The sequence below is a fragment of the Thermomicrobiales bacterium genome, from assembly GCA_023954495.1.
Lineage (GTDB): Bacteria > Chloroflexota > Chloroflexia > Thermomicrobiales > CFX8 > JAMLIA01.
Map to the genome: position 1 here is coordinate 1 of JAMLIA010000005.1, position 14,344 is coordinate 14,344.

11 protein-coding genes and 1 tRNA gene are annotated in these 14,344 nt (G+C 62.7%); 4 read left to right on the forward strand and 8 right to left on the reverse strand.

The genetic code is table 11. The features are described from left to right. Positions 1 to 277: 277 nt before the first annotated feature. Positions 278 to 3,031 carry a 6-bladed beta-propeller gene (locus tag M9890_01630; protein ID MCO5175658.1) on the reverse strand — a complete coding sequence of 918 codons (2,754 nt, stop codon included), beginning with the start codon at positions 3,029 to 3,031 and terminating at the stop codon, positions 278 to 280. 34 nt (positions 3,032 to 3,065) lie between these two features. Further along, positions 3,066 to 5,471, reverse strand: coding sequence for a TIGR03663 family protein (locus tag M9890_01635; GenBank protein MCO5175659.1), 2,406 nt, complete (start codon positions 5,469 to 5,471; stop codon positions 3,066 to 3,068). A gap of 206 nt (positions 5,472 to 5,677) precedes the next feature. Here M9890_01635 and M9890_01640 point away from each other — a divergent pair, with 206 nt between their 5' ends. Beyond that, on the forward strand, positions 5,678 to 6,607 hold the full coding sequence (locus M9890_01640) for a kinase/pyrophosphorylase (GenBank protein ID MCO5175660.1): 930 nt from the start codon (positions 5,678 to 5,680) through the stop codon (positions 6,605 to 6,607). A 66-nt stretch (positions 6,608 to 6,673) separates the two neighbouring features. Here M9890_01640 and M9890_01645 read toward each other — a convergent pair whose 3' ends face one another. Both M9890_01645 and M9890_01650 read right to left on the reverse strand, forming a co-directional pair. Further along, positions 6,674 to 6,904: a hypothetical protein gene (locus M9890_01645; protein ID MCO5175661.1), complete on the reverse strand. Its 231-nt coding sequence runs from the start codon at positions 6,902 to 6,904 to the stop codon at positions 6,674 to 6,676. Positions 6,905 to 6,967: 63 nt separating this feature from the next. Beyond that, positions 6,968 to 7,633, reverse strand: coding sequence for a PRC-barrel domain-containing protein (locus tag M9890_01650; GenBank protein MCO5175662.1), 666 nt, complete (start codon positions 7,631 to 7,633; stop codon positions 6,968 to 6,970). A 237-nt stretch (positions 7,634 to 7,870) separates the two neighbouring features. Here M9890_01650 and M9890_01655 point away from each other — a divergent pair, with 237 nt between their 5' ends. Beyond that, a complete protein-coding gene (locus M9890_01655; GenBank protein ID MCO5175663.1) occupies positions 7,871 to 8,932 on the forward strand; it encodes an AI-2E family transporter in 1,062 nt (353 codons plus the stop codon). A gap of 50 nt (positions 8,933 to 8,982) precedes the next feature. Here the strand turns inward: M9890_01655 and M9890_01660 are convergent, their stop codons facing one another. From M9890_01660 to M9890_01675, 4 genes are all read right to left on the reverse strand, one after another. Next, a complete protein-coding gene (locus tag M9890_01660) occupies positions 8,983 to 10,329 on the reverse strand; it encodes an amidohydrolase (protein ID MCO5175664.1) in 1,347 nt (448 codons plus the stop codon). Positions 10,330 to 10,391: 62 nt separating this feature from the next. Then, the gene (locus M9890_01665; GenBank protein MCO5175665.1) at positions 10,392 to 11,318 is read right to left on the reverse strand and encodes a phosphotransferase; all 927 of its coding nucleotides are present in this window, start codon (positions 11,316 to 11,318) and stop codon (positions 10,392 to 10,394) included. A gap of 71 nt (positions 11,319 to 11,389) precedes the next feature. After that, positions 11,390 to 11,463 (reverse strand) — tRNA-Glu (locus tag M9890_01670). Between the two features lie 102 nt (positions 11,464 to 11,565). Then, positions 11,566 to 11,742, reverse strand: a complete 177-nt coding sequence (locus tag M9890_01675) for a hypothetical protein (protein MCO5175666.1) — start codon at positions 11,740 to 11,742, stop codon at positions 11,566 to 11,568. A 203-nt stretch (positions 11,743 to 11,945) separates the two neighbouring features. Here M9890_01675 and M9890_01680 point away from each other — a divergent pair, with 203 nt between their 5' ends. Continuing rightward, the gene (locus tag M9890_01680; protein MCO5175667.1) at positions 11,946 to 12,791 is read left to right on the forward strand and encodes a 3-keto-5-aminohexanoate cleavage protein; all 846 of its coding nucleotides are present in this window, start codon (positions 11,946 to 11,948) and stop codon (positions 12,789 to 12,791) included. After that, on the forward strand, positions 12,788 to 14,305 hold the full coding sequence (locus tag M9890_01685; protein MCO5175668.1) for a M81 family metallopeptidase: 1,518 nt from the start codon (positions 12,788 to 12,790) through the stop codon (positions 14,303 to 14,305). Before M9890_01680 ends, M9890_01685 begins: the two co-directional genes overlap by 4 nt. Positions 14,306 to 14,344: the final 39 nt, after the last annotated feature.

Here is a 14,344-nt window from a genome sequence, read left to right on the forward strand (position 1 = left end):
GCTGGGCGGGTCTTCGACTTCAGACAGTTCAATCGTTCAAGGTGCTAGCGACCACCGTAATCTGTCATCTTGAGGCCGCAGCCGAAAGATCTCCCACCCGTTTGCCTCAATCCAACTCCGGGGGAGATTTCTCGCGTGCGCGCTCGAAATGACAGGACAAGGGGGACGCTGCCGCGCCGACAGTTTGGCGTTGACGACCCACTCAACATGATAGAGAAAAGACGGACTGTCGCGTCTTACGCCTTGATACGTTGGCGGGGACGACCGGCGCAGCCTGTTACTGGAGCGGCAGCGGCACAGTCAGGACGGTCTGGAGTGCGCCGTCGGCGACGAGGAGTGCTACGCCGCCGGTTGTCACGGCGATGCCGTACGGGCGGCGAACCTGGCCGACACCGAGCGGGTCTCCGGCGTTGCCGTCGGCATCGAACGGGACGATCACGCCGAGCGTCGACATGGTGACATAAACGTTGCCGTCGTCCGAGACCGCGATCCAGGGCTCGAAGTACAGTTGATCTTTCCACTGGGCAACTGCCCATGCTCCGAGCCAGGTGCCATCACTGCTGAAGCGCGCGATGCGGCCATTGTGCGCGTCGGCGACGAAGACGGTGCCGTCCTTGCCGACCGCGATGCCGACGGGCTCGAGCAGTTGACCGTCGCCGGAGCCCGTGCCACCGAAAGCCCGCACGAATGTGCCGTCGGTCTCGAAGACCTCGACGCGTTCGTTGCCTGTGTCGGTGACGTAAACGAGGCCATCGTGGATAGCGATGCCGCGCGGACCGTAGAACATGCCGGTCATCTGCTGCGCGTCGGTGCTGTCCTGCAAGTCGGCGAATTGGCCCCATGTTCGGAGCGGCGTGCCGTCGGCTGAAAAGACGGAGATGCGATGGTTCCAGGTATCGGCGACATAGATTGAGCCGTCTGCGTCGATGGCGACGCCGTTTGGACCGCCGGCACCGGCGGCGGAATTGATGCCGAGCTGTCCTTCACCTGCGCCACTCGTGCCGAACGTGCGGATGAACGAGCCGTCCGAGGCGTATTCCTGGACCCGTCCGTTGCGCGAGTCGACGACGACGATCGTGCCGTCGCTGCTGATCGCCACGCCGCGCGGGCTGTTGAGCTGCCCCTCGGCCGACCCTGCGCCGACTCGGTCGGAGAGGTTGAATGGGCCGGTCGCCTGGAACAGCCGGTTGGCAATATCGGGCTCGGCGAGGACAGTGAACTGTTGCGCTTCTGGCTGGCGATCCAGGTTGCGGTCAATGATGAACGCGGCGAATCGACGCCACTCGTCCGGATTCACGATCCCGCTGAGCAGATTGCTCCATTCTGGAGCAGCAAACATGGGAGCGAGATCGTGACCATAGATGTAGTCCTGGCCACGCATGGATGGCGCAACGAGGCTGGCGTCGCGGCTACTGTCGATGATGACGATCTGCGCGTCTGATGGCGCAGCTCCGCTATCCGGATCAAAGATCGTCAGGTTCGGGTACTGACGGAAGTACCAGGCGAATGGCTGCTCGATCCGGGAGTCGATTGCGATACGGAGGCCGTGCCCGCCGGTCGGATCCGCTGAGTCGCGCTGGTTCAGCGTCATGTCGCGAGACAGGCGTTGCAAGCGTCCGACGACGATCGGGATGTCAGCAGAGAGCGCGTGCGCGGCAAGCGGGTCGCCCGGCTCACCCGGACGTTCGGACGCGGCCAGCACGCTCGATCGGATCGTCAGGCCGCCGAGAAGCACGAGCCCGATGAGGAAGGCGAGTACGAGGCGGTCGCCGGTGACGCGACGGCCAATGGCTGACAACGCGAACGCCAGAGGCACGACCGCGACCAGCGCGACCAGCACGAAGCGCAAGAGCCAGTCGGCGGCGTTGCCACCGGTTCCAGACGTCAGCAGACCGAAGAGGCTCAGCAGCGCCGCAAGCATGAGCGTCGCAGCGGCGACGTAGAGCGTGCCCGGCCCTTCACGGAGCGAGCGCCAGGGCAGGCGCGCGCGAAGATGTGCGGCACCGATGGCGGCGAGCAGCGTCAGCGGGATGACGACGCCGACCCAGGCGGTGAGGTTGTTCCCGCCGAGCAGTGTCGAAGCGACGAACGCGGAGAGCGCCCAGATCGATGTCGAGCGGGTCAGCGGGGTTGCGCGGCTGGTCACGACGGCGACGATCGCCAGCACGACCAGCAGCGGTTCGTTCAGCAGCAAGTTGAACGCCGTCATGTGCCATTGAGTGCCGACCTCGGCGATGTGGTCATTCCAGAATGCCCGCCCGAGTGCCGCGAGCGAAGCAGTGAAGCTCCCGGGCCGCGTCAGCAGCACCGTGGTGGTCAGTATGATCGTCGCAGCGCCGGCCGCGACGGACGGCGCTGCTAGCGTTGCCCATGTGTGAGGACGGCGATCGAGCGCTCTGGCAATGAGCACAGCGCCTGGCCAGGCAAGACCGACGAGCACGATGCCATACGGATCGCTCAGGATCATCAGGGCGCTCGCAACACCGGCGAGTACCGCCCAGCCGAGCGATTGACTGTTTCCGGACCAGATCACGGCGAACAGGATGACGAGCGTGCCAAGACCGGCTAACGCGGCACCATCGACATTGCGGGCGGCCACGATCATCGTTGGCGAGAAGGCGGCGAGGACGAGCGCAGCCGCGCTGATATCCCAACCGAGCCGGCGGTGGAACGCGAGCCAGAGCAGGACGGTCGCGATCCCGGCGAGGCCGAAGGCGACGCGCACGATCGCGTCGTTCGCGCCGCCGACAAAGATGGCGAGCGCCGCCCACTGGACGGTCGCGGCGACGCCATGGAGGTCGTCAGACACATTCTCGCCACGCACGATCCACCAGGCGCTCAGCGCCGAGTCACCGCCGCTTGCGGATAGTGGCCAGCGATCGAGCCCGACGAGCCGCAGGAGCGTTGCGGCGACGATGGCAATGCTGGCGAGCGCCCAGCGGCCACCGGCGAACGGAAGGTCGATGGCGCGGTCGAGCACAGACGGCAACCGCCGCGTATCGACCTGCCAGGTTTCGTCATCGAGTGGCATGTCGCGACTCAATCCGCCCACACCCTTCCGTCAGCTAGTACCGAATCTGATTCCACGTCGACAGGAGATCGTTGCGCACGTAGACGCGGAAATTGAATGAACCGAGCGGAGCCCACAGCTCGCGGAACGCGACCAGCCGGAACATCTTGGCCTGTTGAGCCGGTTCGTGCATGCCCCAGACCGAATGCCAGACGCTTTCGGCCACGTCGAGCGCCGAATACGGCGGCTCCTTGTCGTTCTGATAGTTCTGGCGATTTTCCTTGTTCAGCTCTGGTGCAATTGCGAACTTGCGGTACGTCTCATCTTCAGGGAACCACCAGCGCATCGAGTACTCGAAATATGTGTAACCCTCCAGCATCGACGCGTTCGCGCTGCCAGCGTCGCCGCTCAGATTGTCGTTGGAGATGATGACAATCGGCGCATCGGTCGGCTGGGCGATCGTCGTGCCGAAGAACTTGCGATTGGTGTAGTTGCGCAGATACCACTGGAATGGCCACGACGTTCCCGAGTCATAGGCGATCGGCATGTCGAGTCCGCCGGTCAGCTCGCGTGAGAGTGTGCCAATGTCGGTTAGCGCCTGCGGCACGTCCGGCGATGTCTGGACATACACGAGCATGTCGATCGGCACGTCGCCTTCCTGATACGACATGCGGAAGGTGACGTGTGCCTGCCCGATCAGGATGACGGCGACGGCAGTGATGCCAAGCACGCCGGTGGCCAGCTTCGGGCCGAGCCGGAATGCACTCCAGAGAACGATGACTGCGAGCCCGACCAGCGGGAGATACAGGATCCAAGGGTTGTCGGCGATGGCTGGCCGCATCTCACGGATCAGCGGGCCGTCTTCCATCTGCACCCACGGTCCGGCGCTGCCCCAGGCCCAGAGTGCGAACCAGGCCGCTGTGAGGACGGGCACGCCGACGGCAGGCACCCAGATGGAGCGGCGGTGCAGCCGACCTTCGCGAACGGCGCGCTCGACTGACTCGATGGCTGACCCGACAACCGACGCCGCCAGGATCGCCAGCGGCAGGGCAGTGTGGACGCTGAGCCACGGCATCTTCTCACCGGCCCACGAATAGATCGCCAGGTTCATCACGATCCAGTAGATCGCGAAGCCGCGCAAGTAGGTGCGCGGATCGACCGTCTGACGCTTGAGGATGGCTGGGATCAGGCGGCGTGCAGTGAGCATCACTCCGACCGGAAAGAGGAGAATGCCAATGAACTCGTACTGCGCGAGCAGCAGGAGGTAGTAGAACCACGGCTGATCGGCGCGCTGCACGTCGTGCTGGCCGAGCCAGTAGCCGAGGGCACCGACCGTGCCACTCGCCAGACCGCCCATGTTCATGAACAGGCTAGTGTAGAGGGCAGTGAACAGGGCCAGGCCAAGGGCAACTGAAATCCACAGTGTGCGTCGTTCGGTGAGGACGCGTAGCAGCGCTGCTGCTGTTGAATCGTGTGGCTGGCTGCCGAGTACACCGGCGAGCCACGATTCGGCTTCCAGGTCGCGCGCTTTCCCGAGCGCGCTGAGGACGCCAACGATCCCCAGCACGGCAACTCCGAGCGCGGCCAGGAAGATCGGGTGGACTGCGAGGTCGATGGCGAAGGATCGAACGTTGCCGCTGGACGGGTCTTCCCAGGGGATGCTGGGCAGGGCAGGTGCGCCGAGCTTCGGCAGCAGCACCCAGACGGCAGCGAGACCGACGCCGGTTGCGACGACCACGCCGAACGCCGTCCGGCTCACTTGCCACGTCACGACGGCGAGGATGAACGTGACCATGATGAACGCGATGATGAACGAGACTTCCATTGTCGCGAAGAGCAGCCCGGCCATGATGCCGACCAGGTAGACCCAGCGCGGCTCAGGTCGCTCCATGTAGCGCAGGCAGGCGATGACGATCGCCAGCGTCGCGACGAGGACAAATGGATCGTGGCGGATGTAGCGCGTGTAATAGAGGATCGTTGGCGAGAAGAGCAGGAATGTCGAGCAGGCCAGTGCGCCCCAGCGACCGAGGAACTTGGAGTCGCGCAGCAGCGCCGGCATCAGGACGAGCATGACACCGAGCGCAGCCGGCCAGATTCGGGAAACGTAGTCGTTGTCGCCGAAGAGCAGGAACGCGAGTGCGTCGGCGTGAAAGAGCGTCGGGCCGTGCATGAGCGGATCGTGAATGTAGCCACTGCCCACGGCATAGAGCCACGAGAAATAGGCGTGCAGGCTCTCGTCGTGGTGGAGCGCACGCGATGATAGATCCCAGAAGCGCGTCACGGCAGCGAGAATACCGAGGACAACGTAGGCGATCAGCTCGACCGTTATGCGGATGCGCGGCACCACGCCAGTGACACTCGGTGTGTCACGTGCCAGCGTCACTTCATCGGCGGACATGTCAACGTCGGCGGCGAAGACCGAATTCTCGACGCTGAGCCGCTCAGGGCGCGTATGATTCATCGTGAGGCTGTTATCCTGCCGCAATAGTCGCCCGCACAGAGCGCCTGACGCGTCGCTTGCTGCTGCTTTCCACAGGCGCGGATGCCCGACGTAGTGTACACAGAGCCTCTCCGGGCTGTCAGACGTGATCGACAAGCGTTGTCGCGCTCATGCGTCTAACAAGCCGTTGCGCTGGAGAGCGGTACGCCAGGAGAGGAAGCGTTCAGGTGGCTGACCGGTTTTCCGCATCGAACCACGAATCTAACGGGCACGAATTTGCGCGGGTTGCGCGCCTTTTCATTGTCTCCGACGGTGGCGGATCGACTGCGGAGGCGGCGATCGATGCGGTGATGGTTCAGTTCCCCGACACCGAGTTCTCGATCACCCGTCGCCCTGGTATCCGCACTCGCGAACAGGTGTTGAATGTTGTGCGTGAGGCGTCGGCGGCGCAGAGCATCATCGTCCACACCATCGTCATTCAGGAGATTCGTCAGATTCTGGTGCGCGAGTGTCGCCAGCGAATCATCCCGCATTTTGACCTGATCGGGCCGCTGATCGGGCATATCTCGCAGCAGGTTGGGCAACGGCCAGTGTTGCAGCCGGGTATCTCGCGTGGCATCGACACCGACTACTTCAAGCGTATCGACGCGATTCAGTTCACTGTCCAGCATGACGATGGGCAGAACGTCAGCACCTTGTCAGAGGCCGATCTTGTGCTGGTCGGTGTCTCGCGCTCGTCGAAGACGCCACTGTCGATCTATCTCTCCATGCGCGGCTGGCGGGTCGCCAACATCCCGATCGTCCTTGGTGTGCCGCCTCCGCCGCAACTGCAGGAGATCGATCAGCACCGGATTGTCGCTGTCACGATCGACTCGCCGTACCTCTTGGAGATTCGCCGCAATCGCCTGCAGGCGCTCGGCCAGCAGACCGACGGTGCGTATACCGATCCGGATCAGGTCGGCGAGGAGATGGCCTACTTGCGACGGATTGTGCGCAGCGGCTACCCGTGGCCGATTGTGAACATCACCGGCAAGTCGGTCGAGGAAGCGGCCAAGGAAGTCATCGCGATCATTGAGGCGCAGCGGGCGCTGGACGATCCGCTCTACGGCACGCCGCTGCCCGCCCCGCCATTGCGCAACGACGAAGAGCGACCCTGACCGGATAGAGGAACGAGCCGCGTGAGGATCAACCTCACGCGGCTCATTGGTATTACGGAGTTTCGGCTAGTCGCGCTTCTTGAACAGCCCACCAGCAGCATCGCTGATCTTCTCACCGATGCCGGACGGAATCTTGTCCGAGAACTGGCTGAGTCCGGGGATCTTCTCCGCCAGCGCGTGAATTTGCTCGTCTGAGGCGTTGTTGGTCAGGAAGTCGGTGAAGACCAAGACTGCTTTGTTGGCCTGGTCGGCGCTCAATCCGGCCTTCTCCTGCAACTCCTGGAGCAGCTTGTCCATGAACCCCCTTCGTGTGGGTGCGTGGGAACCCGTATCGGGTTCCGAGATGTACGACTTCAAAGCCTACAACGTCGTGTCTTCGATGTCATAAGCCCTGGCTTCCGCCTCGTGAGCAGTTACCGACAAATGGATCTTGTCGCCGTCAACTTCGCTGACCCAGTCCATCGGCACGCGGATGTCGCGGGTGAAGATGAGCCCCTTCTTGACGAGGAAGCCGGTGAGCTGCCCATCGTCATCGAGATAGACTTCTTCGACCGTACCAACCTTATGGCCATCTGCGCCGACGACATCGGTGCCGTCGCTGATGATGACGTCGTTCTCTTCAACGTTGGTGCGATTCTCGACGATCGGCGGGTCAACTGGCGCGGCATCAAAAAAGCTGTCTTTGCTGCCCTCATACCCGCGTCCAACGTACGGAGCGCCGTACAAGTACAACCCCGCCCCGCCGGCATTCGGCAGGATGAATGGGACGTTGTGCAGCTCATCGTCCGGTACAGTCGAGTAGTGCGTTTCGACGAACTCTGGCAGCTTCGTCGCTGCCTCTTCCGGCATGTCGAGCACGAGCTCCTCAACTTCATGGCTGGCGATCATCCCGACATCGACGATGTGGCGGTGGTGGCCGAGGAATCCCCCAGACACAATCATCTCGACGATCTGCCTGGACTTGGGGTCCAGAACCAGTCGCTCGACGCTGCCGAGCTTCTTGCCGTCTGAGGTCAGAACGTTCATTCCAAGATCAATTCGCATGTCGGTCTCCGATTCATTCCGTATTTCGTTCTTCCCGCTGTGCCTGTTGCAATCCACATGCCACCTTGTTTCTGGGATGTTACGGCAGGATTCCTGCGCTATCGCTGTCGCGATGAGGACGTTCAGAGATGTGAGGGAGAGACGGTGGTCAACGAAGGACCTTCTTGGCGACCGCGGCAGATGATCGACGGGCGACAGAGCTCTCTCGTGGCGCGAGCAATGCCGATCTACCTCGCGCTGTTGCTGGCGATCCTGACTGTCGTGGCGTTGCTACTCGTTATCAAGATGACCGACGTCCTGATGCTCATTGCCATTGGTGGGTTGTTTGCGGCGGCGATATCGGGCCCTTCGGCGCGATTGGAGCGGTGGCATGTGCCGCGGCCGGTCGCTGCGCTAGTGATCTATATGCTTTCGTTGGCTGTGCTCATCGGCTTGGGCTGGTTCGTTGTTCCACCCCTCGCGGGCCAGATTTCCAACCTGGTTGATGACGCGCCCGACTACGTGGATCGCTACGAAGACGTTCGCAGGCGTTACGACGAGCTCCGAGAAGACTACCCACAGCTCAGCAGTTTCGATGAGCAGATGAGTGGGTTTCGCGACCGGATTGTGGACGGTGTCGGCGCGCGACTTATCGATCTACCAACTCGATTGTTCAGCGTGTTCATCGATCTGCTCGCGGTATTCATCATTTCGATGCTGCTCTTGTCCACACGGGAGCGGATCCGCGATCTCATACTTTCAATGGTTCATCCGAATCAGCGCGAGCAGACGCATCGAGTAATGAAGATGATGTGGGATCGCGTCGGTCTGTACGTCCGCGCCAAAGTGATCGTCATGGCGATCATCGGCGCGATCACCTATGTCGCGTTGCTATTGATTGGTGTTCCGTTCCCACTGGTGCTGGCGATTGTGGTGGCGTTTGGTGAGATCATCCCGCGCGTTGGCCCGTGGCTGGCGCGCATTCCGCTGCTGGCAATTGCGGCGTTGCAGGGCTGGGAAGTGTTTGCACTGACCTTCGGCGCGTCGATTGTGATTGAGAACTTGAAGGGGCTGGTTATCTCGCCATTTATCGAGGGCGACCAACTCAACATCCATCCGCTGCTGGTTATCATCGCTGTGCTGATCGGAGCGGCGCTCCTCGGGCCGTTGGGCGCGTTCATCGCCGTGCCAGCTGCCGCGGCTATTCAGGTGCTGTTCGAGGAAGTCGTTCTGCCCTGGCGGCTGGGGCAACTTGAAGAAGTGACAGTCGCGGCCGAAGTATCAGAGCGGCGTGTGGAATAGATCGCCGACCGACATGTGAGGGTGCCGGTCGGCAGATCATCGATACTCGGTCAGGCGTCGCCGACTCGGCCGCCGTCGAACGTCTCGTCACGCGCATTGCGGCGCATGAAGGTCAGGTACTCGTCCTTGGTCATTGGCGGCTTGCTGGTTTCGAGGATGTGCTTGGCGGTCTCGGCGCTTCCGGCCAGCAGGTCGATGACGGTCATCGCCATCAGCTTGGCCGGCAGGATGTACGCCTGATACTTGTCCTCGATGGCCCAGTCGGTGCCGTGGCCAGTGCCGGAGAAGCCGCGGACGTGCGGGTGCAGGGCCGGCATGATGTGGGCGATGTCGCCCATGTCGGTCGAGCCGGTCTTGTGGCCGGTCTCTTCCCACTGATCCTCGGCGTAGAAGTTGAAGAAGTTGCCCTTGAACAGATCAGCCATCTGGCGATCGTTGAACAGCGGCATGTAACCCGGCAGGGTCGCGATCTCGACCGACGCGCCGAGTGCAACGGCACCCGCTCGCAGTGCGCGATCGACCTTGCGTCCGGCGTCTTCGATGGCTTCGGCGGTCTTGCCGCGCACCATCGTCTCGAAGCGGACGTCGTTCGGGATGACGTTCACGAGGTCGCCGCCGCGCGTCAGAATCGGGTGGATGCGGACGGTGTCCTCGTCGCGGAACGTCTCACGCTGGGCGTTGATTGACGCCAGCGCGATCTCGGCGGCGTAGAGGGCATTGATGCCGCGATGCGGTGCGCCACCGGCGTGGGCGGCCTTGCCGACGAAGCGCGCCTGCTTGCCGATGAAGCCGTTGTTCGAGGCACTAACACCGGCGATTGCTTCCATGTTCTGGCTGCTGGCCCCGTGGACCATCATCGCCATGTCGATGTCGTCGAACGCGCCGAGTCGGATCATCTCGCTCTTGCCACCGAGGAATTCGGTTTTGCCCTCGCGGCGGAGCTGGACGCGGTAATCGATCTCGACGTACTCCTCGGCCGGGACGGCAAAGAAGGCGACGTTGCCGGCCAGTTCGCCGAGCACCCCGGACTTGATCAGCCCGTTGGCGACGCCGAGCATGGTCGTGATCTGCGCGTTGTGGCCGCAGCAGTGCGCCGCGCCGGTTTCGGGGTTGGCGAACTCGTGGTCGGCGACGAGCACCGAGTCCAGCTCGCCGATGACGCCGACGGTTGGTCCGGCTGTGCCGCCGGCGACGACCGTCTTCAGGCCGGTGATCGCAATCTCCTCGTGATAGCCGAGCCCGAGGCGCTGGAACTCACCGGCCACAATGTTGGCGGTCTTGAACTCCTTGAAGCCCAGCTCGGGATCACGGTAGATGCGCTCGCCGACGCTGATCAGGTGGTCGGCGTTGCGATCGATCTCATCGAGTACACGTTGTTTGAGCTCTTCGTGCTGCATTCTGCCCTCTCCTCGTTTGCCAACGATATCGGCCCGTATGTTCGCCGAGGGCAGCCGGTGCGTCAATGTGTGTCTGCTGCGACTGTAGCTTCGAGCTGCTGCGCCAGCATCGCTGCGCGTTCCGCGTAGCCGTGTTCAGCGCCCCAGAGCATGCGCACGACGATGTGCCAGACGCTGTAGAACCCCAGCGTTGGCAACGGATCGGCCAGACGCGGATGTGGATACGCGCGAGCGACCTGCTCGGCGAACTCCACGCCGAAGTCATCGGCAATGTACATCAGGTCGCGGACCGGATCGCCGAGGACGAGTCCCTGAAAGTCGATGATGCCGGTGACGGTCAGATCGTCGGGATTGACAAACACATGATCGGCCGAGACTTCGCCGTGCAACAGGACCGGTTCCGACTGCCGGTCCGACTCGCGGGCCATCTGCGCCTCTGTCAGCGCATGCAGCCTGTCCAGCGTCGACTGCGCGACGAGTCCGTGCTGCTCGATTCTGGACAGGTCATTCGCGTAATGCGGAGCCGATGGCCCGTCGGCCATGCCGTCTTCGGTGGCTGCGAACGGGTACCAGGCGACTGGGATGCCGGCGGACTCGGTGAGCTCGCGCGGCGTGGCGTGCAGGTCAGCGAGGAACGCTGCGAGCGCCTGTGCTGCCGCATGCACGCGTTTCGCGGTCATGGTCTTGAACAGTGAGCGTGAAAGAGGCACGCCGCTCAACCGACGGGTAATCAGGAAGCTTCGTCCGTCCGGCAGATGCCCGGTTGCAGCATTGGAGGGGATGGCGAGTGATACCCGCTGTTCCAGCATCGGCAGCATGGCTGCTGCGCGGCTGAGTGCATTGCTCGCTTCGGCCGTTCGGCCAACCAGGAGAAGGAAGGCTTCGCCGATCTCGTGGGCGCTGCAATAGTCGCCACCGTCGAGTTCGGGCAGGTCGTCGGGTGACAGGTCGCCGGACGCGAGTTGATCCGCCAGGCGGGTGTTCTTCACAGGCAGCTCCCGAATGTCATGACGTACGTCGCGCAAACAAAAGCGCGGCTCCAAAGAGAGCCGCGCTGCTGTAGCGCATACGGGATTCGAACCCGTGATCTCCGCCTTGAGAGGGCGGTGTCCTAGGCCGCTAGACGAATGCGCCACGCTTAGCCGGTAGGCCGCGGCGAGTATAGCAATCGCCGAATCGGCCTGTCAAACGTGTGCTGAGTGAGCAGCGTCCGGCTGCTGCGCGCGCGTTCGCGCCTTAGAACATCCCGGTGCGAACCATCGCCTCACGAACGGCGGTGTAGTCGCGTCGGGCCTCAGCGGCAGAAGGGCCACCCTCAGTCTGGTTGCGAACGATCATGCCGTAGTACGACTCGAAGTCGCCGTCGGACATGTCGCCAGTGAACGAGCGAATGATCTTCTTGAAACGGTTCATGTGCTGTACCTCCTCGTACTTCATCAACCTGTGAGAACTATATCACCATATGCGGATATGTGCAAGGGAAGGTGAAATATCCGTTTCGCGGTACCCGGATCGACCGAAGCGCGCTCAGGTCTTTCGCTATCAGCCGTCTCGGCTTATCATCTGCACTACCCTCAACTCTGATCTGCGCCGCCGTTGTCTTGAAGGGACGTTCGTTGGAGAAGCTGATCATCTCAGCGGCGACGACCGGTTCGAAAACGTCGCGTGCTCAGACCCCGTATGTACCCATTACTGAAGAAGAAATCGCCGCGCAGGCGGTCGATTGCTGGCGAGCCGGCGCGGCGATCGTGCATATCCACGTTCGTGACGAGAACGGACAGGTCTCCTGTGATGCCTGGCGTTACCAGAAGGTGACTGATCTGGTCCGGGCAGCCGGGTCCGACGTGATCATGAACTGGTCGACCGGCGGCGGTGCCGGGATCGTCACTGATGAGCAGCGCACCGCGCCGGTTCGCAATGCGCCGGAAGTCGCAAGCTTCGATTGCGGCTCGACGAATTTCGGCGATGGCGTGTTCATCAATTCGCCGTCGTTCCTGACGAACCTGGCTCGCGAAATGAACGAGCATCTCGTCACGCCCGAGATCGAGATCTTCGATAGCGGCATGGTCGAAAACGCGCGACAGCTCATAGACGACGGATTGCTGCAGCCGCCGTACTGGTTTCAGTTCGTCCTGGGGTTGCGCGGCGGTGCCCCGGCAACGGCCCGCGAACTGGCGCATCTGGTCGATTCGCTGCCGCCGGGATCGAACTGGTCGGTCTGTGCGATCGGGAAGTACCAGCTACCGATGAACGTGATGGCGCTGGCAATGGGCGGACATGCGCGGACCGGGCTGGAAGACAACATCTATTACGGTTATCGCGAGTTGGCGACCAGCAATGCGCAACTTGTCGAGCGTCTGGCGCGCCTGGCCACTGAGATGGGCCGACCGATCGCCACGCCCGATGAGGCGCGTGAGATCATCGGCGTCAACGCCCGGCGCGGAACGATCGGGGTGTCATGACCGACGCATTGACCATCGTTGCGGCCGAACTGTCGCATGAGACAAACACGTTTTCGGTTGTGCCGACCGATCGCGCGGCGTTCGAACGCGCCGGGCTGCGGCGTGGTAACGAGATCCCGGCGGCGTTGCGCGACACCGCGACATCGTTTGCCGGATTCATTGACGGAGCCGAAGCGAACGGCGTCATCCTGCTGCCCGCACTCGCGGTCTGGGCGACACCATCGGGTATGGTCGATGATGAGGTGCTGGCGGAACTCGTTGACAGCATCATCGAAGCGATTGCCTGCTCGCGACCGCACGGTATCGCGCTGGCGCTGCATGGTGCGATGGTGACACGCGCCCACGAAGACGCCGATGCCTGGATCCTTGAACGGGTGCGCGAGGCCGTGGGCGACAGCACTCCGATTGTCGCGACGCTGGATCTGCACGCCAACATCAGTCCGCGCATGGTTGAGCTGGCCGACATCCTTGTTGGTTACGACACCTACCCACACGTCGATCAGCGTGAGCGAGCCCGCGAGGCGTTCGATCTGCTGATGCGGCTGTGTCGCGGAGAGATTCGCCCGGTCTCCTACCTGCTGAAGCCACCGATGATGCCGACCTCGCAGAATATGCCAACCGGCCGCGATCCGATGCACCGGATCATCGAGCGCGCCAACGAACTGGAGTCGCGGCGCGGCGTGCTGAACGTCACCGTCGCCGGAGGCTTTCCGCCGGCCGATACTGAGGAGACCGGATTCAGCGTGCTGGTCACCACCGACGGCGATGCGCGTCTCGCACGGGAGATCGCTCAAGAAGTCGCCTCAACGGCATGGGAGCGCCGCAGTCAGTTTCTCGGCGGGGTGATCTCGTGGGAAGAGGCCGCCGAGATTCTGCATTCATCAACCAGAAGCCCAACTGTTCTGGTGGACATTGCGGACAATCCGTGGACGGGTGGGCCTGGTGATTCAGCTGAGCTTGTCCGATTCCTTCTCAGTCAGGGCATTAGCAACGCCTGTGTTGCATCCGTGTGCGACCCGGAAGCGGTGGCTCGCTGCCTGGAGGCTGGACCAGGTGCGACGATTGATCTGGAGATCGGCGGGCACACCGATCATTTGCACGGCGCGCCGCTTGCGATAACCGGTGAGGTACGCAGCCTGAGCACCGGGCGCTATGTGAATGCCGGGCCGATGCACGCCGGGATTGAAGTCAACCTCGGGCCAACTGCGGTTGTGCGAACGGGCGGGGTTGAAGTCCTGCTGACGACATACGCCGAGACACCGATTGACCTGAACGTGTTCCGGTCTCAGGGCATCGAACCGACCGAGCGGCAGGTCATCGGGCTTAAGGGCAAGGGGCATTTTCGGGCGGCGTTCGAGCCGATCGCAGCACAGGTGATTCTGGTCGAGGGCCCCGGCATTACCGGATCGGACCTCTCGCGGCTGTCATTCCAGCGTGTTCGGCGGCCGATCTGGCCGCTCGATCCGGATGTGCAATGGAGTGCCGCCAAGGCTGAGGGGTGGCAGTATGATTGAGTATTGGCGAGTCTGGTTCGGGTATTCGCGAGTCATCAC